We start from the raw sequence: 23,095 nt of genomic DNA on the forward strand, positions 1-23,095 counted from the left end.
ATTGTTTTAAGAATAAGAAAAGCTTGGCATGCTCGTGGTCTTCGTCGCTCAAACCCTTGCAGCCATGTCCAAAATTAATCGCCGTCATCTCGTTTTGCTCAGTTCACTGGCGACTGCCATGGCTGCCATGCCCTTGGTCGCACAGGCACAAGCCGCCAGCGACACCTTGCTCAACGTCTCCTACGACGTCAGCCGCGAGCTCTACAAAGACATCAACCCGGCCTTCATTGCCCAGTACAAGGCCAAGACTGGCAAGGCACTGACCATCAACCAATCGCATGGCGGCTCCAGCAAGCAAATCGGTTCGGTGATTGGCGGCCTGGAGGCCGATGTGGTGACGATGAATCAGGCCACCGATGTGGATGCGCTGGCCGACAAAGGCCTCACGCCCGCCGATTGGCGCAATCGCTTCCCCCACAATGCCGCGCCCTACACCTCCACCATCCTGTTCCTGGTGCGCAAGGGCAACCCCAAGGCCATCAAGGACTGGGCCGACCTGACACGGGCCGGTGTGCAAGTCATCATCCCTAACCCCAAGGTCACCGGCAACGGCCGCTACAGCTATCTGGCCGCCTGGGGCGCAGTGATCGCCAAGGGCGGCACCGAGGCGCAGGCGCGCGAGCAAGTGGCCAAGATCTTCGCCAATGTGCCGGTCTTGGACGGCGGAGGGCGCGGCGCCACCACCACCTTCACGCAGCGCGGTATCGGCGATGTACTGCTGACCTTTGAGTCCGAGGCCGAATTGATCGAGAACGAGTTCGGCAAAGGGCTGTTCGAGGTGATCAACCCGAGCGTGTCGATCGAGGCAGAGGCACCGGTCGCCATCGTCGACAAGGTTGCCACCAAGAAAGGCACGACGGCCACGGCCAAAGCCTATCTAGACTTCCTCTACACGCCCGAGGGCCAGGCCATCATCGCCAAACACAATTTCCGTCCCCGTGATGCGGCGGTGTTCAAACGCGAAGAAAAGCGCTTTGCGCCGATCAAGCTGTTCAGCGTCGACCAATTGCTGGGCGGTTGGCCCAAGGTCAGCAAGACCCATTTCGCTGACGGTGGCGTTTACGACCAAATCGTCGCCGACATCAAGCGTTGATCAATGAGTGCAGTTTTGACTTCTCCCCAAGCCCAAGAGCACAGCCAAGTGCCGGGCACGCAGGACAAGCTGGGCAAGCGCGCCAAGCGCCGGGTCCTGCCCGGCTTTGGCCCGACCATGGGCTTCACGCTGTTCTATCTATCGCTGATTGTGTTGATCCCGCTGTCGGCGGTGTTTCTGAAATCGGCCGGTCACGGCTTTGAAGCCTTCTGGGCGGCCGCCACCTCGCCGCGCGTCGTGGCGTCCTACAAGCTCAGCTTTGGCCTGTCCTTGCTGGCCGCGAGCATCAATTTGGTATTCGGGCTGATCTTGGCCTGGAGCTTGGTGCGCTATGAGTTCTTTGGCAAGAAGCTCGTCGATGCTCTGATCGACCTGCCCTTTGCCTTGCCCACCGCCGTCGCCGGCATTGCGCTGACCGCGCTGTACGCCGGCAATGGCTGGCTGGGCAAGTTGCTGGAGCCATGGGGCATCAAGGTCGCCTTCACGCCGTTGGGCATCCTGGTCGCGCTGATCTTCATCGGCCTGCCGTTCATCGTGCGCACGGTGCAGCCGGTGCTGGAGGACATGGAAACCGAGCTGGAAGAAGCCGCCGCATCCTTGGGCGCGCATCGCTGGCAGACCTTCCGCCTGGTGATACTGCCGACGCTGCTGCCGGCGCTGCTGACCGGCTTTGCGCTGGCCTTTGCCCGCGCGGTGGGCGAGTACGGCTCGGTGATTTTCATCGCCGGCAATCTGCCCATGGTCAGCGAGATCACGCCGCTGATGATCATCTCCAAGCTGGAGCAGTACGACTACGTGGGCGCCACGGCCATCGCTGCCGTGATGCTGATTTTTTCCTTCGCCCTGCTCTTGCTGATCAACGGCCTGCAGGCTTGGAGCTCACGCCGTAACGGTCAGGAAGGACGCAAATAATGGCCGGCATTGTTGTTTCAACTTTGGGCGTGCCGCAAAAGACCGGCGGCCGCTACCAAGACAACCCCGCTACGCGCGAAGCACCCTGGGTGCGCTACCTGCTGCTGAGCTTGGGCCTGAGTTTTTTCGCGCTGTTCCTGGTGATGCCGCTGGTGGCCGTCTTCAGCGAAGCGCTGCGCAAGGGCTGGGAGGTTTACCTGGCCGCCTTGGTCGAGGCCGACGCCGTCTCGGCACTCAAGCTGACACTGATCGCCGCGGCTATCGCCGTGCCGCTGAACCTGGTCTTTGGCGTCAGCGCCGCCTGGGCAATTGCCAAGCATGACTTTCGCGGCAAGCACCTCTTGATCACCTTCATCGACCTGCCCTTTTCGGTCTCGCCGGTGGTGGCGGGTCTGGTCTATGTGCTGCTGTTCGGCGCGCAAGGCTGGTTCGGTCCCTGGCTGCAGGCCAATGACGTGAAGATCATCTTCGCCGTGCCCGGCATCGTGCTGGCCACCATCTTTGTGACCTTCCCTTTTGTGGCGCGTGAGCTGATCCCGCTGATGCAGGCGCAAGGCCGCGACGAAGAAGAGGCCGCCACCGTGCTCGGTGCCACCGGCTGGCAGACCTTTTGGCGCGTCACGCTGCCCAACGTGAAATGGGGGCTGCTCTACGGCGTGATCCTGTGCAATGCGCGCGCCATGGGCGAGTTTGGCGCGGTCTCGGTGGTGTCGGGTCATATCCGTGGCCAGACCAATACCCTGCCCTTGCATGTCGAAATTCTCTACAACGAGTATCAGTTCGCTGCCGCCTTTGCGGTGGCCTCGATCCTGGCCTTGCTGGCCCTGGTGACGCTGGTACTCAAACAATTTGTCGAATGGCGCGCCCATTCGACCGTCAAGGAAGCCCCATGAGCATCCAAGTCCAAAACATCCATAAATCTTTCGGCAGCTTCACCGCCCTGGGCGACGTCAGCCTCGACTTCCCGACCGGCGAGTTGGTCGCACTCTTGGGCCCCTCCGGCTGCGGCAAGACCACGCTTTTGCGCATCATCGCTGGCCTGGAGACCGCAGACCGGGGTCAGGTCTTGCTGGACGGCCAAGACGCGTCCGACACCCATGTGCGCGAGCGCCAAGTCGGCTTTGTGTTCCAGCATTACGCGCTGTTCCGCCATATGACGGTGTTCGAGAACGTCGCCTTCGGCCTGCGCGTCAAGCCGCGCAAAGAGCGGCCGAGCGAAAGTGAAATCAAGCGCAAAGTGCATGAGTTGCTGAGCCTGGTGCAACTGGACTGGCTGGCCGACCGCTTCCCACCCCAGCTCTCCGGCGGCCAGCGCCAGCGCATCGCCTTGGCCCGCGCCCTGGCGGTGGAGCCGCGCGTGCTGCTCTTGGACGAGCCCTTCGGCGCGCTCGACGCCAAGGTGCGCAAGGAACTGCGCCGCTGGCTGCGCCGTCTGCATGATGAGCTGCACATCACCAGCGTGTTCGTGACGCACGACCAGGAAGAAGCACTGGAAGTGGCCGACCGCGTGGTACTGATGGACCATGGCAAGGTCGAGCAAATCGGCACGCCGCAGGAGGTCTACGAACACCCGGCCACGCCTTTTGTCTATGGCTTCCTGGGTGCGGTGAACCGCTTCGAAGGCCGGGCCGAGGGTGGCGTGATCCATCTTGGCGACCAGCATTTGAGCTTTGGCAAATCATTGACGGACAAGGTCGGCCAGGTCCAAGCCTATGCCCGCCCGCATGAGCTACAAATTCTGACGGCGGCCGATGCCAAGGGTCTGCCCGCCACGGTTGACCGCGTGCTGAGCTTTGGCGCAGCTGCCCGGGTCGAGCTGACCGGTCTGGACGGCCAACATCTGGAAGCCGAACTGAGCCGCGAACAAGCTGGTCTCTTGCAACTGCAAAGCGGCCAGCGCGTGCATCTGAGCGCCTCGCGGCTGAGCCTGTTCGAGTCCGGCGCCGGCATTTGAGCTGACTTCCCACGATGAATTTCCAGCAACTGCGCATCATCCGCGAGGCCGAGCTTCAAAAATTCAATCTGACCGAAGTCGCCAACGCCTTGTTCACCTCGCAGTCGGGCGTCAGCAAACACATCAAGGATCTGGAGGACGAACTCGGCGTCGAGTTGTTCGTGCGCCATGGCAAGCGTTTGCTGGGTTTGACCGAGCCGGGTCGGGAGCTGGCCGTGATTGCCCGGCGCATGCTGCAAGACGCCGGCAATATCAAGCGCCTGGCTGATCAGTTTGCCGATGCCGAGCAAGGTCAGCTGACCATTGCCACCACGCACACGCAAGCCCGTTACGCGCTGCCGCAAGTGGTGGCGCGCTTCAAGGCGGCCTATCCGCGCGTGCACCTGGTGCTGCTGCAGGCCAACCCGACCGAGATCGCCGAACTGCTGCAAACCGGCGAGGCCGATATTGGCATCGCCACCGAAGCGCTGGACGGCCCGTCGGGACTCGTGAGCTTCCCTTTTTACGACTGGCAACATGCGGTCGTGGTGCCCGAGGGCCATGCCTTGCTGACGGCAGAGCCGCTGAGTTTGGAAGCTTTGGCCGAGCATCCCTTGATCACTTATCACGAAGGCTACACGGGGCGCGCCCGCATCGACGCCGCCTTTGCCAAGGCGGGCCTGGCACCCGACATCGTGCTGTCGGCGCTGGATGCCGATGTGATCAAGACTTATGTCGGGGTCGGTCTGGGTGTGGGCATCGTCGCGGCGATGGCTTTTGAGCCGCAGCGCGACCTGGGACTGCGCCGCCTTGATGCCGGTCATCTCTTCCCCGCCAACACCACCCGTATCGCGCTTAAAAAGGGCCAGTACCTGCGCGGTTTCGCCTACCGTTTCTTGCAGGAATGTGCGCCGGCCTTGACCGAGCAGCGAGTGCGCGATGCGCTGGCGGATCTGCCGAATTAAAAAAACCCGCCGGGCCGAATAGGCCGGGCGGGTTGCTTCGAGGCGCTGGCGGCTCGACGTTCAGTGCTTAAACACTGTTGCGACGGCGAACCACGCCACCCACGGCGATCAAGCCCAGGGCCATCAAGCCATAGGTCGACGGCTCAGGCACGGCGTTTGTCAACACGGTCAGATGACCGGCGACCCACTTGCCGTCCGGTTGCAGGTCGTCATTGAAAGACTCGTTGAACTCCAGGCGCAAAATGCCGTCGCCGTCCACGGCAAAGTCAAGGCCCAAAGCGACATAGTCTGAGGTGCCACTGAAATGCCCGACCCCGGCTGCGTTATTGCCCACGCCTGGCCTGAAATGCACGCCGGTGGTCACGGCATTGTTGGACAGTGTGACCCGAATTTCCGACAACCAGCTTGGGTCATACGCTTCCAGGTCAACATCCCAGCTCAGGCCGGTGATCTGCACATTGGCGCCGACATTGAAGGTCAGCACGGTGGTGTCAGGATCACCAAAACCACCTTGGCTGAGGATGCCTGCCACGTTGACGAATTGGCTGCCCAGCGCCACCGGGCCACCCAGGCTCTCAAACATCGAGGCGGAAACAGGCCTTTGCAAGGCAGATTGCAAGGACTCGGACCCAGGCGCTGCCGCCTTGGCCGCATAGGCACTCGCGCCAACCGACATCGCGGCCAAGAACAAGGTGGAAAAAGCCAGCTTGCGCAAAGAAGTGGAAGTTCTCGACATAGAGGAATCCTGGTTTTGAATTAACGCCCTCAGGACCTCCCTCAGGGCTGGCGCTAATTTCTCACGGTTCATGATCTGGCCATAGAGCACAGACCCATGGCGCCGTTGCACGGTACCCCCAGTTCAGGGGGAGTAAAAACCCGGCAAGCGGTGGAGGGGCAGTCTTGGAGCCGGCTCTCAACGTGTCATCGTGACCGGGTGGACGCGGTCCAAGAAGAATAAAACATCCCAGTTGCGACCCAACTGCCCCTGCGGCAGCGCCTGGTAGTCGATGCTCCACTGCGGCACAGTGACGGTCCGCTGCATCAGAGGCAGCACCAGCAACTTGCCGCCAGGCAAAGCTGCCAAGCCTTGCTCTAGGCTAGCGGGCGGCAACGGCGGCAGCGCGAGAGGCTGCAGCCTGCCAAAGTCCAGCACATTGCCCCCGGCCGCCGTGAACTGCACCACCTTGTAAGCCTTGCCCCAATGCCTGTGCATCGCCTCACCGGCCTGCAATTGCGCCTCGCTGCGTTTGAAGCCTTTGGCCACATGAATGGTGTGTGCCCAAATCACCGCCTTCTTGCCCGCAAACATGCGCTCCATCAGCCAGACCGCGTTGTCACCCATCTGATTGTCACGCTGGTAATCAAGGCCTTCGCTCCACACACTGCTGGCCTGAGCAGCCAAGCTTTTCACCACCTGGCACCACCACTCAGCGGGCAGCGCTTTGGCTGGATTTGCGGGAGGCTGGCCGCACAACTCCGCGCGCAAGGCCCCGGCTTGCCGCACAAAGGCAAGTTGCACCGCCGGATCGGGGATTTGGGGCTGAAAGGACAATAAAGGCTGCACGGGCGTACTGAAATCCAGCCAAGCCTGCTCCTCCGCCAAGACTGAGCCGCGCTGATGTAAAAAAGCCCGCAAGCGCGGCAGCAACTCGCTTTGACTGAGCGCACCACTGTGCTGGCTATCGATGCCGGCCAAGCCTAGCGGCGTGCCAGCGCTTTGTTGCGCGTCCAGATAGCGCAACATTTCGCGACCCTCGGCCGAATTGGCATACATAAAAAACACATTGCCCGGCGCCATGGTGTCAAGCTGCTCACCAGTAGCCATGCGCTCGGCCAGCCGGGCGATGTCGTAAAAACCGCTTTCCAGCAACAAAACCTCGAAGCCCAGCTTCTCGTGCAGAAACTTCAGCAGACGAAGTTTGAGTTGGAACTCCTCGCGCCCGCCATGCGTTTGCTCGCCCAGCGCAACGATGCGGGCCGCAGCGATCGCCTCGGCAAAGGGAGCGAGGTCGCTGTAGTCGTCAGGCGCGGCGGCCGGTGCAATGGAAGATATTGGCGGCAGGGCCGCCAAGGGCCAGACTTTCAGTCCGGCAAGGCTGGCCGGCCCCGCTGGCACCGCTGGCTCCGCTGGCACCGACGAATTAGCCAAGGCCGCTGTACTGGCAGCGGCTGCAGCCATCAGCAAAGCAAGCGTCAGCTGCCGACTCTGCCAAGCTCTGCGCCCGTCCTGGGTCCGAAATCCAATTTCACCCGCCACAACTACCCCGCCAAATTTAATGCCAATAAAATACCAGTTTACGCTGCCAAAGCACGGCCTCGGGCCACACGCTTGCAGAGAAGTCTTCGCTCGGCAACCCCACTAAGGGGGAGAGCCCCCTATTCAGGGGCCCCTCATTCAAGCGTGTCAGATTGCACAAACTGGTCTTGTCCCCCCCGCGCCTCGGGGATTTGGTATCAAGGTGGACTCTCCTACACTGGCGACAGCAGTAAAAAACCCTCAAAAAGGGTTGAGTCAATCCCTAATTCAAGGAAAAGTTCCATGACACCAGCTAAATTTCTGAAATCCGGCGTCGCAGCAGCGATGGTTTTGTTTGCGGCGAGCAGTTTTGCGGGCCCGACCACGATCAAAGACGGCGATCTGGAGGCCAGGTTGGATATCGGCATGAAGACCGCTGCCATCAACTATGGCGACCCAGGAATGCGCGTGGGCGATGACTTTGGCGCCAACGGCCAGTTCAAGGGCGGCCTCTATAACTTCTCTTGGACAAATGGCAAGACATACCGCTTTGTCAGCGAGTACGACGCAGCAAGCGGCGCGGTGACTTTGGACATTCTCCAAGACATGACCACGCAAAACAGCGCCGGCTACTCGGCCTTCTCCAAGCTGTCTTATAGCGAAGCAGCCGCAAAGGGCAACGGTTTTTACAAGGTGGGCCTGAACGTCAAGGACAACAAGGACGTCAACATCAATTTCACGAATCTGATGTTCAACGGTAAGCTTGTCAACGGCGGCATTTGGGACACCGACAGCGAAGCCCTCTACGCCGGCAAGGCTTTGGACAAGTACAAAGTCGAAGGCCTCTTCACGGTGACAGGAACCGACAGCACTGTCACCGAGGTGGTGAAGATCAATGGCCAGATCCAATACGACAAGACGGTCTACCAGAAATTTACAAGCGGCGCCAATAAGGGACAAGACAAGCCACACACCTACGGCAACATTGATACAAGCCTGTCCATAGCCAAGACCGTTGCAGTCAAGAACAGCAACTTGCTGAACGACAGCTACTTCAACGTCGTATACGGCGGCCTGGGCAAGGTCGGCACCGAGGCTGCCTTGGTGCCTGAGCCAACGACACTCGCACTTTTGCCACTCGCTCTGGGCGGCGCCTTCTTGGCCAGCCGTCGTCGCAAAGCCGCTGCCAAGTAATTTGTCGCAGCTTTAGCACTGAACAGGCAGCAGCCTCTCGCTGCCTGCCAGTCAGGCCCGTTCAAGCCATGCGCCTGAACGGGCTTCTTGCATTCAAGCCAACGAAGCTTTCAATGCGCCTGATCCCAGTTGGCGCCCACGCCGACCTCGGCCAATAAAGGCACCTTCAATTGCGCCACGCCGGCCATCAGGCGCGGCACTTCCGTCTTGACCCAGTCCAGCTCGGCTTCGGGCACCTCGAACACCAGTTCGTCATGCACCTGCATGACGATGCGGGTCGACTTAGCTTCCTTGTCCAGCGCCGCTTGCACCGCGATCATCGCCAGCTTGATCAGATCGGCCGCCGTGCCCTGCATCGGCGCGTTGATCGCCTGCCGCTCGGCGCCGGTGCGTCTTGGGCCGTTGCCGCTGTTGATCTCTGGCAGCCACAGGCGCCGGCCAAAAACGGTCTCCACATAACCCTTGGCCTTGGCTGACTCGCGAGTGCGGTCCATGTATTGCTTGACGCCGGCAAAGCGATTGAAGTACAGGTCGATATAGTCCTTGGCGGCCTTGGTGTCGATGCCCAGGCTGGTCGCCAGGCCGAAGGCCCCCATGCCGTAGATCAGGCCAAAATTGATGGTCTTGGCGTAGCGGCGCTGCTCGGTCGTCACCTCTGGCAAAGGAGTGTTGAAGACCTCGGAAGCGGTGGCCTTGTGTACGTCCACGCCCTCGCCAAACGCGCGCAAGAGGCCCGGGTCTTCGCTGATGTGCGCCATGATGCGCAACTCGATCTGCGAGTAGTCGGCGCTGACAATCAGATGGCCAGGCGGCGCCACAAAGGCCTCGCGCACGCGCCGCCCTTCCGCCGTGCGGATGGGGATGTTCTGCAAATTGGGCTCATTGCTGGACAAGCGCCCGGTCACCGCCACCGCCTGTGCATAGTTGGTATGCACGCGACCGGTGGCCGGGTTGATCATCAAGGGCAGCTTGTCGGTATAAGTGCTCTTGAGCTTGGCCAGGCCACGCGTTTCCAGGATCTTGGCCGGCAGCGGGTAGTCCAGCGAGAGCTTTTCCAACACTTCTTCGTCGGTGCTGGGTGCGCCGGTGGCGGTCTTTTTGACCACCGGCAGACCAAGCTTGGTGAACAGGATTTCGCCGATCTGCTTGGGGCTGCCGAGGTTGAAGGGCTGGCCGGCGATGTCGTAAGCCTCTTGCTCCAGCGCCAACAAGCGCTGACCCAGTTCATGGCTTTGCGCCTGCAAGAGCGGCGCGTCGATCAGCACGCCAATGCGCTCGATGCGGGCCAGCAAGGCACTGGTAGGCATCTCGATGTCGCGGTAGACGCGGGTCAAGCCGGCGTCCGCTTCGATTTGCGGCCACAGCTGTTGATGCAGGGCTACGCACATCTCCGAGTCTTCGCCCGAATACTGGGCGGCGCGGGCTACATCGACCTGCGCGAACGGGATCTGATGCACGCCCTTGCCGCACAAGTCTTCGTAGCTCAAGCCAGCGCGACCCAAATGGCGCTCGCCCAAGGCGCCGAGGCCATGGCTCTTGTGCGCCTCCAGCACATAACTCTGCAACATGGTGTCATGTTGAACGCCACACAGCGCGATGCCGTGGTTGGCGAACACATGGGTGTCGTACTTGAGGTTTTGCCCGAGCTTCGGCGCGGCCGCGTCCTCCAGCCAGGGCTTGAGCTTGGCCAGCACCTCGTCAATCGGGAGTTGGACTGGCGCGTCCGGGCCATCATGGCGCAGCGGAATATAAGCCGCCTCGCCGGCCTTGACGGCAAAGGAGATGCCGACGATCTTGGCCCGCATCGGGTCGAGCGAGTCGGTCTCGGTGTCCACCGCGACCAAAGGCGCAGCCTTCAGCTTAGCCAGCCATTGGTCGAACAAGGCCCAGTCGAGGATGGTGTCGTAGTGGCGCGGCGAGTCGTCCAACGCGGCCGCCGGCGCGGTCGAATCGGCGGGTGCGGCAAACATGTCCTCGCTGACCGGCGCGGCTGTTTTGCCGCCGCCGAGCTCCTTCAGCCAGGTCTTGAAGCCATTGCGCTGATAGAAAGCCTGCAGACCTTCTTGATCGACAGGCCGCAGCGCCAGCGCTTCCAGGCTGGGCCACTGCGGCACATGGCCATTCAGATCGCAGTCCTGCACCACGGTGACCAGTTTGCGTGCCGTCGGCAGCCAGTCCAAGGCCTTGCGCAGGTTCTCGCCGGCGGCACCCTTGATCTTGTCTGCGGCGGCGATCACGCCGTCGAGCGAGCCATATTCGGCAATCCATTTAGCGGCCGTCTTGGGGCCGACCTTTTCTACGCCAGGCACGTTGTCGACCGTGTCACCCATCAGCGTCAGATAGTCAACGATGCGGTCCGGAGGCACGCCGAACTTGGCCACCACGCCGGCGATATCCAAAGACTCATTACTCATGGTGTTGATGAGAGTGACGTCCTCAGTCACCAACTGAGCCAGGTCCTTGTCGCCGGTCGACACCACCACCGCATGGCCGGCCGCTGCCGCCACACGGGCCAGCGTGCCGATCGCGTCATCGGCCTCGATGCCGGGCACCTCCAGAATCGGCCAGCCCAAGAGCGCCACCACTTCATGAATCGGCGCAATCTGCTCGCGTAAAGCATCGGGCATCGGCGCGCGTTGCGCCTTGTATTCCGAATACCAGGCATCGCGGAAGGTCGGTCCCTTGGCATCGAAGACGCAGACCGCGTGCTCGGCGCCGATCTGCTCGCGCAGGCGCTTCATCATCGCCACCATGCCGTGCACGGCACCGGTGGGCACGCCGCCGGGGCCGCGCAGGTCGGGCATGGCGTGATAGGCACGGTAAAGATAGCTGGAACCGTCGACCAGCAACATGATGGGTTTGCTCATGGGCGGCATTGTCGTGCAGCAATGAACAATGCCCAACCGACCACATAGAATAGCGCCATGTCACGCACCCTCTTCACTCAGCGCCAACTGGCGCTCCTGGCCCTGCTGCTCGCAGGCTTTGCTTCGCAAACTGTGTTTGCGGAGGAGACCGCCGAGTCCACCAAGCCCGGCGAGCCTGCGGCAACTGTTGCCGAGGCCAAGGTGGTCGAGACCGTGATCGAGGATGACAGCATCCGCATCGAAGAGTTGCGTGTGCGCGGCCAGACCCAAAAGGTCACGGTCCAACCCAAGAACAGCAAACTACCCAGCTACGAAATCATCATGGGCGACGCCAGTCGCGACCTCTCGCCCGGCGCCGGCACGACGCGCGCTGCAGCCGGACGGCGTGTGTGGAGCGTGCTGAATTTCTGATCCCGTCAGTGGCCACTGGCCCTGGCGTATTGCTGCCTCTTAAGCGTTGTTATGGCCGTATTCACCGAAGTCACCCTGGACGAGGCGCAAGCGCTCGCCAATCGCCTGAATCTGGGTTCAGTGCTAAACCTGCGCGGCATCACGGCCGGCATCGAGAACACCAACTACTTTTTAAGCACCGAGGCCGGCGAGTTTGTCTTGACCGTCTTCGAGCGCCTGAGTTTCGAGCAACTGCCGTTTTATCTGCAGCTGATGAAACATCTGGCCCAGCGCGGGCTGGCCGTGCCTGACCCGCAGGCAGACACCAATGGCGCGATCTTGTTCGAGCTACTAGCTAAACCAGCGGCCGTGGTCAACAAGCTGCGCGGCGGCCACCAACTGGCTCCTGACCTGTTTCATTGCGAACAGGTCGGCGCCGAGCTGGCACGCATGCACGTGGCGGCGCAGGACTTCCCGCTGCATCAAGACAATCTGCGCGGTTTGAGCTGGTGGAGCGAGACCGTGCCGGTAGTGCTGCCGTTTTTGAACGCAGCGCAGGCCGAGTTGCTCAGTTCGGAGTTGGCCTTCCAGCAGCATCTGGCCGCTTCAGCCAGCTTTGCCGATTTGCCGCGCGGGCCCATTCACGCCGACCTATTCCGCGACAACGTGATGTTCGAAGGCCTGCCGGGCCGCGAACGCCTGAGTGGCTGTTTTGATTTTTATTTCGCCGGCGTCGACAGCTGGCTGTTTGACCTCGCCATCTGCCTGAACGACTGGTGCATCGATCACGCCAACGGCCGCCTCGATGAGGCCCGTGCCGAGGCCTTTGTGCATGCTTACGAATCGGTGCGGCCCATGAGCGGCGTTGAACACCGTTTGCTACCGGCGATGCTGCGCGCCGCCGCTTTGCGCTTTTGGCTCTCCCGCCTATGGGATGTCTATCTGCCGCGCGACGCCGCCCTGCTCAAGCCCCATGACCCCGGGCATTTCGAGCGCGTGCTGCGCGAGCGCATTGCGCGCCCCTGGCATGCGCTAACTTCTTTGTGAGCACCCCGATTTGAACTCCTCCTCGCCCATGCTGCTGCATCTGCAAACCGTGCCCGCCCGCAATGGGCTGCTTTGGATACGCCACGGCTTGAAGGTCTTTAGGCGCAAGCCGCTGGCGATGGCGGGCTTGCTGTCGGTATTTCTCTTTATCGCCTTTGCGATGTTGCTACTGCCGGGAGTGGGCATCATGCTCTTGCTGATGGCGATGCCCATCCTGTCGCTGGGCTTTATGCTGGCCACCCACCTGGTCTTGCAGGACCAGATACCGACCGCAGCCGTTTTCATCGCGCCGCTGAAACTGACGCCGCAGCGGCGCAACAGCCAGCTGCTGCTGGGTGCTTGCTATGCCCTGGCGACCATCGCCATCGGCCTGCTGGCCGAGTGGATAGACGGTGGCAGCTTCGAGGCCATGCAGCGCTTGATACTTGAGAATGCCCCGGCCGACAAAGTGGCAGCCGCGGCGGCCGACCCGCGTCTGTTCTGGGGTGCTGTCACAAGACTGGGCTTGGCCGCCTTGTTGTCGGTACCCTTCTGGCATGCCCCGGCCTTGATCCACTGGGGTGGTCAGGGTGTGCTGCAAGCGCTGTTCTCCAGCACCTTGGGTCTTTGGCGCAACCGCGCCGCCTTTGCCTATAACGGCTTGCTCTGGGCGGCCTTGGTGATAGGCGTTGGTGTTGGCGCCAGCTTGCTGGCTGCCCTATTGGGCCTGGGGCAGATGCTGCCCTTGTTGGTGATGCCGCTGGGCTTGTTGATGACCACGGTCTTCTACGCCTCGCTCTACTTCACCTTCATTGACTGCTTTATGTTTGGCGCGCCCAAGGACATCTTGACGGAAAAAAACTGAGGCGCTGGCGCCTCGGTTTTTGCCGCATCCCGCTTACTGAGCCGCGCGGTTTTTGCGCGCCAGGCCCGGCGTCACCTGATCTGCAAGCCTCAGATTGCTTTGCAGCAGATCCACCGCGTCGCCAAGGACATGGGCAGCTTCGTCCAGCAAGACATCGCGCGTGTCTTTGCGGGCCTGCTCGGCCGCCAACTCATCCGCCAAGCTGCGTTCATTGGCTTGCAAACCATCATCTTGAGCGGCTAGTTTGGCAGCGGCCTGCTCGGCCTTGGTGGTCTTTTTGTCGCCCTTACCCTTGTCGGCCAAGCGCGCCGCTTCACGCTCTTTGGTTTTGAGTGCACGGGCATCCCGCTCGGCACGCCGCTCCACCTCATTCAGCGACACCAGCTTGACCTTGCGCTGGACGTTGAAGTCCTTGATGTCGTCAAGCAAAAGCTGGTAGTCGCGGTCCTTGGCGACGCGGCTCTCGTGGCGGATCTGCAGCAGGGGCAGCAACTCCTTCATATCGCCCAACACCTGGTAATTCGCCGGCTTGATCTGCACCCAGGGCAAGGCATTGTCATAGCTCGATTCGCCAAAGCTCTCGTTGTCCGAAAAGCTCGCCAGGCCGATGTCGGGGCTGACGCCGCGCAGCTGAGTGGTGCCACCATTGACGCGGAAGAACTGCGCCACCGTCATCTTCAACTCGCCATATTTGGGCTTATCTGCGCCAGGCAATTTGACCGAGCGGTCCATCTTGTCGAGATTGATCATGGTCTGCACGGTGCCCTTGCCGAAGCTGGATTCACCCAGGATGATGCCGCGACCGTAATCCTGAATTGCGGCGGCAAAAATCTCGGAAGCCGAGGCCGATCCGCGGTTGATCAAGACCGCCAGTGGGCCATCCCAGGCTGCGGTAGCGCCGCTTTCGCTCTCCACCCGAATATCGCCGGACGAATTGCGCTGCTGCACCACCGGGCCCTTGCCAATGAAAAGGCTGGTCAGCTCCACCGCCTCGGCCAACGAGCCGCCGCCGTTGTCGCGCAGATCAATCATCACGCCGTCAACTTTTTCTTTCTTCAACTCGGCCAGCAAACGCGCCACATCGCGCGTGACGCTCTTGAAGTCCTTGTCGCCTCTGGCGCGCGCCTCAAAGTCTTGATAGAAAGTCGGCAAGGTGATCACGCCAATGCGGCGTGTGGTCGCAGCCTGCTTGATGTCCATGATGGACTTCTTGGCCGACTGCTGCTCCATCGAGATCTTGTTGCGCACCAAGGACAGGGTTTGGGGCTTGCCATCCGGGCCGGCAGCGGCGGGCAAGATATTGAGCACCACGACGGTGTCTTTCTTGCCCCGGATCAGATCCACCGCATCATCCAAACGCCAGCCGATCACGTCGATGGGCGTCGAATCCGCACCTTGGCCGACGCCGACAATGCGATCACCAACCTTGAGCTTGCCTGAGCGCGCCGCCGGCCCGCCGGGCACCAGCTCCCGGATCGTGATCAGCTCATCACGCTCTTGCAAGACCGCGCCGATGCCGACCAAGGACAAACGCATCGAAATATCAAAGGCCTCGCTCGCTCTTGGGCCCAGGTAATTGGTATGCGGCTCGACCGACATCGCATAGGCATTCATGAAGAGCTGGAACACGTCCTCGCTCTTCAATTTGTTCATTCGGGAGAGCGAATTGTCATAGCGCTTGGCCAGCGTGGTCTTGATCACCTTGTCGGAAGTGCCGGCCAGCTTCAAGCGCAGCCAGTCGTTTTTGACGCGCTGACGCCAGAGGTCGCGCATTTCGCTCTCGGTCTTGATCCAAGGCTCCTTCTCGCGCGAAAAGCGATAGCTCTCTTTCTCGGTGAAGTCAAAGCTGCCGTCGAGCAATTCACGCGCATAAATCATGCGTTCCTGCGCGCGCTTTTGGTAGAGGTTGAACATCGCAAACGGCGTGGCCAGGTCTTGCGTGCCGATCGCGTCATCCATCTTGGTGCGGGCGGCGGCGAACTGATCGATGTCCGACTGCAGGAAGAACAGCTTCTCGGGGTCCAGCGACTTCAGATAGCGGTCAAAAATCTTCTCTGACATCGCGTCATCCAAGGGCTGGGCCTTGTAGTGATGGCGGGTCAGAATTTGCGCCGACATGGTGGCGGCTTGGCCTTGCTGCGGCAAAGGTTTGAGCAGCGCCAGGGTCTCGGGCACTGCTGCAAAGCTGGACAGGGCCAGACCCAGGGAGATCAAGAACACAAAAGACTTCTTCTTCATCAGGCATCTCCAAAATTCATCATCGGCATCTGCACCGCGCCATGGGCGCTGCAGGCCTTGACCCTCAAGATGGGCATTGGCTTCAGCTTAACCGATTGGCATTAAGCCAAGATTAGCCGCAAGCCGCGTCTCCCCTCGTACTTCCGATGACCGCGTGCTCATCAACAGCAAGAAACCACAGATTCACACAAGAACAGTCATCTTCATGACATATGCAGCATCTACATTGCGGGCTCGCAATCGCCAAGGGTTTGTACCAAGCAAACAACCCGCGGCCCAAGGCCACACATCCAATCGATGCCAGGCAAGAAACTTTCAACTCACCAGCAGTAGCCATGTCGACTCCTACCCAACCCTCCCGCCGCCAAGCCCTGAAATTCATGGGCCTGCCCATGATGCTGCCCATGACCGGTGTCGGCGCGGCCAGCTTGTTGAGCGCCTGCGGTGGCGGCGATGACGCGCCGGCCGTCAATTTCCTCTCGGCAACTTTTGCAGCCATGGCGGCGCCGACCTTGCTCGCCCCCGAAGCGATGGCCCGCACCGAAGTCGCCTCGGCCTTGGATGTGACGCTCAGCGACGGCAGCAAACAAAGCTTCAAGCTGAAATACGAATCCTTCTTCATGACCGGCAGCCAAGTGCCGGACGGCAAGGGCGGCACCGTGCTGGCCGGTGGTTATGTTGACATCAATAACAAGCCCATCATCGACAGCAGCGTGGCCGGAAAAGATCGCCAGTTCTTCTCGGACTCGCCAGACGGCACCTCGCTCTTGAGCCTGCCCAACCCGACCGTGGCGGGCATCAAGGGCAAGGCCGTGTTCGCCGTGGTGCAGTTTGAATACACCACCCGCGCCCAAGACGACAAGACCGATATGTACGGCAAGCTGCCCTCGCCGATCGCCGTGCTGACGCTGGACCAAGACCAGGCCACCGGCAAGCTGAGTTTGGTGAAGTATCACAACGTCGATACCTCCTCGGTTCATGGCCTGTGGATCACCTGCGGCTCCAGCCTGTCGCCATGGGGCACCCATCTGTCCAGCGAAGAATACGAGCCGGACATGTTCACGCCGAGCGCCAGCCTGACAGCCCAGTACAAGGCCTTCAGCAAAAACACCTTCGGCGACGAGAACAAGGCCAATCTCTACCACTACGGTCATCTGCCCGAAGTGACGGTCAATCCAGACGGCACCGGCAGCATCAAGAAGCATTACTGCCTGGGCCGCATTTCGCATGAGCTGATCCAAGTCATGCCGGACAAGCGCACCGCGCTGATGGGCGATGACGCCACCAACGGCGGCTTCTTCATGTTCGTGGCCGACAAAGAAGCCGACCTGTCGGCAGGTTCACTCTATGTGGCCAAGGTCGGCGCCGGTTTCTCGATCGACACCGCAGCGGCAGGTGCGGCGCTGAGCTGGATCAAGCTCGGCTCGGCCACCAGCGCCGAGATCGAAGCGCTGGCCAACACGCTCAAGCCGGCCGACATCATGGAAGTCGTCACGACCGACCCCAAGGATGCCAGCTTTACCAAGATCTGGTTCAGCGGCGCGGTGCAATGGGCCAAGGTCAAGCCCGGCATGGACAAGGCCGCAGCCTACCTGGAAACCCACCGTTATGCGGCGATCAAGGGCGGCAGCATGGCCTTCACCAAGATGGAAGGCACAACCGTCAACGCCAAGGACAAGATTGCCTACTCGGCCTTGCAGAATATGCAGAGCTCGATGGTCAAAGGCCAATCGGCCAACAATCCCGACTACGGCATCGCGATCGACAAAGTCGTCAACGCCGGCGCTGTGTTGGCTCACACGCTGAGCGCGGGCCAGAAAGACATCGCCGGCGCGGCCATCAACAGCGAGTGGGTGCCTTCGCTGACCAAGGCCTTGCTGGTCGGTGAAGACCTGGCCACGCCCGATGCCCTGGGCAACAAGGCCAACCCCGACAAGATCGGCGCCCCGGACAATCTGAAGTTCTCCGAGAAGCTGCGTACCCTCTTCATCGGCGAAGACAGTGCCTACCATGTCAACAACTTCGTCTGGGCCTATAACGTCGACACCAAGGCCTTGAGCCGCCTGGTATCGATGCCGGTTGGTGCCGAAGCCACCGGCCTGGGGGTGGTGGACGACCTGAATGGCTGGACCTACATCACCAGCAACTTCCAGCACCCTGGTGACTGGGACAGCAAGGGCCTGCACGACAAGGTGCGCGCCACGCTGGAGCCCTTGGTGCTGAAAAACTTCCCCGGCCGCGCCAGCGCTGCCGTCGGCTACCTGACGGCCGAGGCCACCAGCGTCAAGTTGAACAAGCTCTGACCCCAGGTTCGGCCTTTTTCTGGGCCACTTGCTAACCAGCAGGCCCTGGTCGCACGATGCGGCCAGGGCCTGTTTTTCGTCAGGGTCACACCTCAGTGCCAGGCCATGACGCCAGCACTAAACTTCGCTGCACGCCTTCGCAGAGGAGTTCCAATGAGCCCAACATCAGCTCGTGCCAAGCCCGTGCCCAAAGCCAAAGCCAAAGCCAAAGTTTCGCAGCGCCTCGTGATTCTGGTCGCCACGCGCAAAGGCGCTTGGCTGTTCCACGGCGACAGCCGCCGCAAGAGCTGGACAGTCGACGGGCCGCATTTCCTCGGCCACACCATCAGCCATCTGCAGATGGACCCGCGCGACGGCCGCACGCTCTTGGCTGCTGCTAAGACAGGCCACCTTGGGCCCACGATCTTCCGCTCCACGGATTTAGGCCGTAGTTGGAAAGAGGCGCAGCAGCCACCCGCTTTCGCAAAGCCGTCCGGAGATCTACCGGCACGCTCGGTCGATCACACCTTCTGGCTCAGCCCGGGGCATGCCAGCGAGTCAGGCAGTTGGTACGCCGGCACCTCGCCGCAAGGCCTGTTCCGCTCCGAGGACGGCGGTGTCAGCTGGGCGCCAATGCCCGGCGTCAACGACAACCCGCAGCTGCGCGAATGGATGGGCTCGGTGCAAGACGGCACGCCCGATGGCCCTAAGTTGCACTCCATCATCATTGACCCGCGTGACCCCGCGCATCTGTACTTCGGCATGTCCGGCGGCGGCGTGCACGAGTCGCGCGACGGCGGCCGTAGCTGGGCCACCTTGATCAAGGGCATGCAGGTGGTCGGCGGCTTTGACCCCGACACCGTCACTTTTCATGACCCGCATTGCCTGCGCCTGTGTCCGAGCAATCCTGACCGGCTCTACCAACAAAACCATTGCGGCATCTACCGGCTGGACCGGACCGGCGACCCTGCTCACGACGTCTGGCAGCGCATTGGCGGCAAAATGCCCAAGCGGGTCGGCGACATCGGTTTCCCGATGGTGGTGCACCCGTTTGATGCCGACACGGCCTGGGTCTTTCCGATGGACGGCAGCGACGTCTGGCCGCGCACCAGCCCCGCAGGCCGACCTGCAGCCTATGTGACGCGCAACGCCGGCAAAACCTGGCAGCGGCAAGACCATGGACTTCCCACAGATCAAGCCTGGTGGACGCTGAAGCGCCAAGCGATGACGGTGGACGCGCAAGCCGTGCCGGCGCTCTACCTTGGCACGACCAGCGGTGAATTGTGGATAGGGCGCGAGGAAGGCTCAAAATGGTTCAATATCGCCCGCCACCTGCCGGAGATCTATGCGGTGGAAGTTGCCACCTTGCCATGATTCAAACGTGAAAGTCTTGCTGCCGAGCGCCTTGCGTTCGTACACCGGTGAAACGCAAATCACTGCCGAAGGCACCACGCTGAACGAGTTGTTCGCCGAGTTAGAGCGCCGCTACCCCGGCCTGCGCTTTCGCGTCGTTGACGAGCAGAACCAGCTGAGGCCGAATATGCGCATCTTCGTCAACGGCCTTGGCGTGCGCGACCTCGGTCACGCCTTGCGGCCGGATGATTTCGTTGCGATCGTGCTGGCGCTCAGCGGCGGCTGAGCAAGGACAAACCCGCTCAGTCGATCGGCGTCAGCTTCGCCACCGACAGCGCCAGCCACTTCATCCCATGCCGCCCGAAGTTGACCTGCGCGCGGGCGTCGGCGCCGCTACCTTCCAGCGTGAGCAAAACGCCCTCGCCGAACTTGGTGTGGAAGACGCCCTTGCCAACCTTCAGCCCGCCATGCTCCGCATCTTCCTTCTTCTTCATCGCCGCTGGCACGGCCGGCTCGGCCCAGGCAGCCTTGTCGTGATTGACACGGCCCGCGCCGACCATGGACTTCAGCCCCGAGCCGCGCTCCCAGGCGCTTTGGTATTCCTTGGCAAAGCCGGAGCCAAAAGCCTGGCGCGGCGGCGTCAGCCATTTCAAGGCGCTCTCGGGTAACTCGTCAAAGAAGCGGCTCTTGACGTTGTAGCGGGTCTGGCCGTGCAGCATGCGCGTCTGGCTGAAGCACAGGTACAGGCGCTGGCGCGCCCGCGTGATCGCCACATACATCAGCCGGCGCTCTTCCTCCAACCCGTCGGCGTCCGACGCCGAGTTCTCATGCGGGAACAAGCCCTCTTCCAGGCCGGTGATGAAGACCGCATCGAACTCCAGGCCCTTGCTGGAATGCACCGTCATCAGCTGCACCGCGTCTTGGCCGGCTTGCGCCTGGTTGTCGCCGGCCTCCAGCGAGGCGTGCGTCAAGAAAGCGGCCAGCGGCGACATGATTTCACCCGTTTCGGCATCAGGCGTGAAATTGGCCGGCGCCACGGCAGTTGGAAAACCTTCCGAGATGGCGCCAGGCGACAGCTCGTCCACCGGCAGCGCCACCGCGTCCTTGCCGAAGCCCTCTTGCGTGACGAAGGCCTCGGCCGCGTTGATCAATTCGCCCAAGTTCTCCAACCGGTCGGCGCCGTCCTTGTCATTGCGGTAGAACTCGGACAGACCGGAAATCTCCAGGATCTGCTCGATGATCTCGCGCAGGGTCAGGCCTTGCGTCAGATTGCGGGTCGAGTCGATCAGCTGCGTGAAGGCCTGCAAATTGCTGCCCGCCTTGCCGGCCACCGCGCCGACGCTTTGATAGAGGCTGCGGCCCGACATGCGCGCCGCATCCTGCAGCAACTCGATCGCGCGCGCACCGATGCCGCGGGTCGGGAAATTGACCACGCGCAAGAAACTGGTGTCGTCATTGGCGTTTTCGAGCAGGCGCAGATAAGACAACGCATGTTTGACTTCGGCGCGCTCGAAGAAGCGCAGGCCGCCGTAAACCCGGTAGGGAATGCCGGCATTGAAGAGCGCCGACTCGATCACCCGTGACTGCGCATTGCTGCGGTAAAGCACGGCGATCTCCTTGCGGTCCACACCCTGGCGGTGCAAGGCCTGCGCCTCCTCGATCAGCCATTGCGCCTCGGCAAAGTCGCTCGCCGCCTCGTACACACGCACGGGCTCGCCGGGGCCGGCATCGGTGCGCAAGGTCTTGCCCAGGCGCTTGCTATTGCGGCTGATCAGCTCGTTGGCGGAGTCGAGGATATTGGAGAAGCTGCGGTAGTTCTGCTCCAGCTTGATGACTTTCTTGACCCGGTACTCGCGCTCGAAATCGGCCATATTGCCGACCCGCGCACCGCGAAAGGCGTAGATACTTTGGTCATCGTCGCCGACCGCGATCACGCCCTGGCCCCTGCCGGGAGGGGCAAACATCTTCAGCCACGCGTATTGCAGCTTGTTGGTGTCCTGGAACTCGTCCACCAGCAAATGCTGGAAGCGCCGCTGGTAATGCTCCCGGATGGCCAGATTGCTCTTCATCAGCTCATAGGAGCGCAGCATCAACTCGGCAAAGTCCACCACGCCCTCGCGCTGGCATTGGTCTTCATAGGCCTGGTAGATCGCAATCAGCGTCTTGGTTTGCTCATCGATCGGCTCGATATCGCCGGGGCGCTTGGCATCCTCCTTGGCGCCGGCGATGAACCAGCCGACCTGCTTGGGCACAAAGCGTTCCTCGTCCAGCTTCATCGCGCGTATCACCCGCTTGATGGCCGATACCGTGTCGGCGCTGTCGAGAATCTGAAAGCCCTGCGGCAGACCCGCCAACTTCCAATGCGCACGCAAGAAGCGGTTGCACAGACCATGGAAGGTGCCAATCCACATGCCGCGCACATTGACCGGCAGCATCGCGGTCAGGCGGGTCAGCATCTCCTTGGACGCCTTGTTGGTGAAGGTCACCGCCATCACACCGGCGGGCGTGACCTGGCCGGTCTGCATCAGCCAGGCGATGCGGGTGGTCAGCACACGGGTCTTGCCCGAGCCGGCGCCTGCCAGGATCAAGCAAGGCTCGGCCGGGGCGGTGACGGCCGCGTATTGCTCGGGGTTGAGGTTCTTCAGCAGGCCGGTGGTGTCAACAGCAGCAACAGGTGCATCAGGAGCGGCGAAGAAATCGTCTTGCGGGGGCAGGTTCATTGGGGCATTTTAGAGAGGCCCGCGTGAAATCGAATTTACGGCATGATGCGGGTCGCCATGAATGACTCCAAGCTTCCCTGCCCCTGCGGCCTACCGTCCAGCTACGGGCAATGCTGCGGACTCATCCACCAGCACTTTGCGGCCACCGGCAAGTTGACCGCCGCCGATGCCGAAACGCTGATGCGCTCACGTTACAGCGCCTATGTGCTGGACCTGCTGGACTATTTGCTGGCGACTTGGCACCCGAGCAGCCGACCCAGCACATTGACGCCGAACGAGCCGGGTTTGAAATGGCTGGGCCTGCAAGTAAAAAAGCATGTCCGGCAAGATGCCGAACATGCTTTGGTGGAATTCGTGGCCCGCAGCAAGCTGGGGGGGCGGGCCTACCGGATGAGCGAGATCAGCCGGTTTGAACGAGTGGATGGCGCCTGGCTCTATCTCGACGGAGAGATTGGCTGATCAGGCGAATTCCTGGCGCACCAGCATGGTGTTCAGTTCGCGCAAGGCCCACAGCAGCGCCGCACTTGCTGCCAAGCAAGCCAGCCCAAGCATCACAGGAGAGCCCGCCACCCAAGGCAGCACCGGCAGCGAAAACAGAATCAGCGCCAGCAGGCCCAGGCTCAGGCGGCGCGCCCACTCCAGGCGGCGCAGCAGCCCTTGCCCTGCGGCGATCGACGCAGCCGAGGCCAACACCAACAGCGCCTGGCCAGCCATCAACCACCAGCTAAGACCGGCAGCTGCAAAGCCACTCGTATGGCCAAACAAATAGCCGCTCAAACCCAGGCCCAACAAGCCCAGCAGCATCAGGGCCCAAGCCACGGCGCTGACCAAGGGTGAGCGATATCCAACACGGAAGGTTATAGGCATGATGTTGACTCCTGATGCTTTGCACTGCTTTGCACGACTTTGTTCAAACGCTTTTGTTCAAACGCTTCATTCACACACAGCTGGGATGATGCGTGTGGCGTGTGACAGCATTCTTTCGATGCAGGCGCATAAGCGCTATACCCCCTGAATGGGG

19 protein-coding genes are annotated in these 23,095 nt (G+C 61.5%); 13 read left to right on the forward strand and 6 right to left on the reverse strand.

The genetic code is table 11. The features are described 5' to 3' along the window. Nucleotides 1–64 precede the first annotated feature (64 nt). The 5 genes from LNV09_RS09240 to LNV09_RS09260 are packed head-to-tail and all read left to right on the forward strand — an operon-like array spanning nt 65 to nt 4,903. Nucleotides 65–1,093, forward strand: a complete 1,029-nt coding sequence (locus tag LNV09_RS09240) for a sulfate ABC transporter substrate-binding protein (protein WP_411969248.1) — start codon at nt 65–67, stop codon at nt 1,091–1,093. A 15-nt stretch (nt 1,094–1,108) separates the two neighbouring features. Beyond that, a complete protein-coding gene (cysT, locus tag LNV09_RS09245; protein ID WP_411969249.1) occupies nt 1,109–2,005 on the forward strand; it encodes a sulfate ABC transporter permease subunit CysT in 897 nt (298 codons plus the stop codon). Next, the gene (cysW, locus tag LNV09_RS09250) at nt 2,005–2,898 is read left to right on the forward strand and encodes a sulfate ABC transporter permease subunit CysW (protein WP_263556810.1); all 894 of its coding nucleotides are present in this window, start codon (nt 2,005–2,007) and stop codon (nt 2,896–2,898) included. The genes cysT and cysW overlap by 1 nt, the downstream gene beginning before the upstream one ends. Continuing rightward, complete coding sequence (locus LNV09_RS09255) at nt 2,895–3,959, forward strand: sulfate/molybdate ABC transporter ATP-binding protein (protein ID WP_263556811.1); 1,065 nt, start codon at nt 2,895–2,897, stop codon at nt 3,957–3,959. Before cysW ends, LNV09_RS09255 begins: the two co-directional genes overlap by 4 nt. Before the next feature lie 14 nt (nt 3,960–3,973). After that, complete coding sequence (locus tag LNV09_RS09260; protein WP_263556812.1) at nt 3,974–4,903, forward strand: CysB family HTH-type transcriptional regulator; 930 nt, start codon at nt 3,974–3,976, stop codon at nt 4,901–4,903. 67 nt (nt 4,904–4,970) lie between these two features. Here LNV09_RS09260 and LNV09_RS09265 read toward each other — a convergent pair whose 3' ends face one another. Both LNV09_RS09265 and LNV09_RS09270 read right to left on the reverse strand, forming a co-directional pair. Continuing rightward, nucleotides 4,971–5,639 carry a PEP-CTERM sorting domain-containing protein gene (locus LNV09_RS09265; RefSeq protein ID WP_263556813.1) on the reverse strand — a complete coding sequence of 223 codons (669 nt, stop codon included), beginning with the start codon at nt 5,637–5,639 and terminating at the stop codon, nt 4,971–4,973. A gap of 177 nt (nt 5,640–5,816) precedes the next feature. Beyond that, nucleotides 5,817–7,082: an erythromycin esterase family protein gene (locus LNV09_RS09270; protein WP_263556814.1), complete on the reverse strand. Its 1,266-nt coding sequence runs from the start codon at nt 7,080–7,082 to the stop codon at nt 5,817–5,819. Nucleotides 7,083–7,442: 360 nt separating this feature from the next. On the opposite strand from LNV09_RS09270, the gene LNV09_RS09275 reads away from it, so the two are divergent. Continuing rightward, complete coding sequence (locus LNV09_RS09275; RefSeq protein ID WP_263556815.1) at nt 7,443–8,333, forward strand: PEP-CTERM sorting domain-containing protein; 891 nt, start codon at nt 7,443–7,445, stop codon at nt 8,331–8,333. 110 nt (nt 8,334–8,443) lie between these two features. Here the strand turns inward: LNV09_RS09275 and polA are convergent, their stop codons facing one another. Continuing rightward, a complete protein-coding gene (gene polA, locus LNV09_RS09280; protein ID WP_263556816.1) occupies nt 8,444–11,200 on the reverse strand; it encodes a DNA polymerase I in 2,757 nt (918 codons plus the stop codon). Nucleotides 11,201–11,257: 57 nt separating this feature from the next. Here polA and LNV09_RS09285 point away from each other — a divergent pair, with 57 nt between their 5' ends. From LNV09_RS09285 to LNV09_RS09295, 3 genes are read left to right on the forward strand one after another with little or no spacing between them, the layout of a single operon-like run. Further along, on the forward strand, nt 11,258–11,611 hold the full coding sequence (locus LNV09_RS09285) for a hypothetical protein (RefSeq protein ID WP_263556817.1): 354 nt from the start codon (nt 11,258–11,260) through the stop codon (nt 11,609–11,611). A gap of 51 nt (nt 11,612–11,662) precedes the next feature. After that, a complete protein-coding gene (locus tag LNV09_RS09290; protein ID WP_263556818.1) occupies nt 11,663–12,637 on the forward strand; it encodes a homoserine kinase in 975 nt (324 codons plus the stop codon). A 10-nt stretch (nt 12,638–12,647) separates the two neighbouring features. Beyond that, nucleotides 12,648–13,481 (forward strand): BPSS1780 family membrane protein, encoded by an 834-nt coding sequence (locus LNV09_RS09295; RefSeq protein ID WP_263556819.1) that lies wholly within the window; start codon nt 12,648–12,650, stop codon nt 13,479–13,481. Between the two features lie 33 nt (nt 13,482–13,514). Here the strand turns inward: LNV09_RS09295 and LNV09_RS09300 are convergent, their stop codons facing one another. Continuing rightward, nucleotides 13,515–15,719: a carboxy terminal-processing peptidase gene (locus LNV09_RS09300; RefSeq protein WP_263556820.1), complete on the reverse strand. Its 2,205-nt coding sequence runs from the start codon at nt 15,717–15,719 to the stop codon at nt 13,515–13,517. Nucleotides 15,720–16,054: 335 nt separating this feature from the next. On the opposite strand from LNV09_RS09300, the gene LNV09_RS09305 reads away from it, so the two are divergent. From LNV09_RS09305 to LNV09_RS09315, 3 genes are all read left to right on the forward strand, one after another. Beyond that, a complete protein-coding gene (locus LNV09_RS09305) occupies nt 16,055–18,022 on the forward strand; it encodes a PhoX family protein (RefSeq protein WP_263556821.1) in 1,968 nt (655 codons plus the stop codon). A gap of 153 nt (nt 18,023–18,175) precedes the next feature. After that, nucleotides 18,176–19,375, forward strand: a complete 1,200-nt coding sequence (locus LNV09_RS09310; protein WP_263556822.1) for a WD40/YVTN/BNR-like repeat-containing protein — start codon at nt 18,176–18,178, stop codon at nt 19,373–19,375. 7 nt (nt 19,376–19,382) lie between these two features. Then, nucleotides 19,383–19,640: a MoaD/ThiS family protein gene (locus tag LNV09_RS09315; RefSeq protein ID WP_263556823.1), complete on the forward strand. Its 258-nt coding sequence runs from the start codon at nt 19,383–19,385 to the stop codon at nt 19,638–19,640. A 16-nt stretch (nt 19,641–19,656) separates the two neighbouring features. Here the strand turns inward: LNV09_RS09315 and LNV09_RS09320 are convergent, their stop codons facing one another. Beyond that, nucleotides 19,657–22,074 carry a UvrD-helicase domain-containing protein gene (locus LNV09_RS09320; protein WP_263556824.1) on the reverse strand — a complete coding sequence of 806 codons (2,418 nt, stop codon included), beginning with the start codon at nt 22,072–22,074 and terminating at the stop codon, nt 19,657–19,659. Nucleotides 22,075–22,131: 57 nt separating this feature from the next. On the opposite strand from LNV09_RS09320, the gene LNV09_RS09325 reads away from it, so the two are divergent. Further along, nucleotides 22,132–22,533 carry a YchJ family protein gene (locus LNV09_RS09325; protein ID WP_263556825.1) on the forward strand — a complete coding sequence of 134 codons (402 nt, stop codon included), beginning with the start codon at nt 22,132–22,134 and terminating at the stop codon, nt 22,531–22,533. On the opposite strand, the gene LNV09_RS09330 is transcribed toward LNV09_RS09325, so the two are convergent. Beyond that, nucleotides 22,534–22,941, reverse strand: a complete 408-nt coding sequence (locus tag LNV09_RS09330; RefSeq protein ID WP_263556826.1) for a hypothetical protein — start codon at nt 22,939–22,941, stop codon at nt 22,534–22,536. Nucleotides 22,942–23,095: the final 154 nt, after the last annotated feature.

This window comes from Paucibacter sp. B2R-40, from assembly GCF_025717555.1.
Taxonomy (GTDB): domain Bacteria; phylum Pseudomonadota; class Gammaproteobacteria; order Burkholderiales; family Burkholderiaceae_C; genus Paucibacter_A.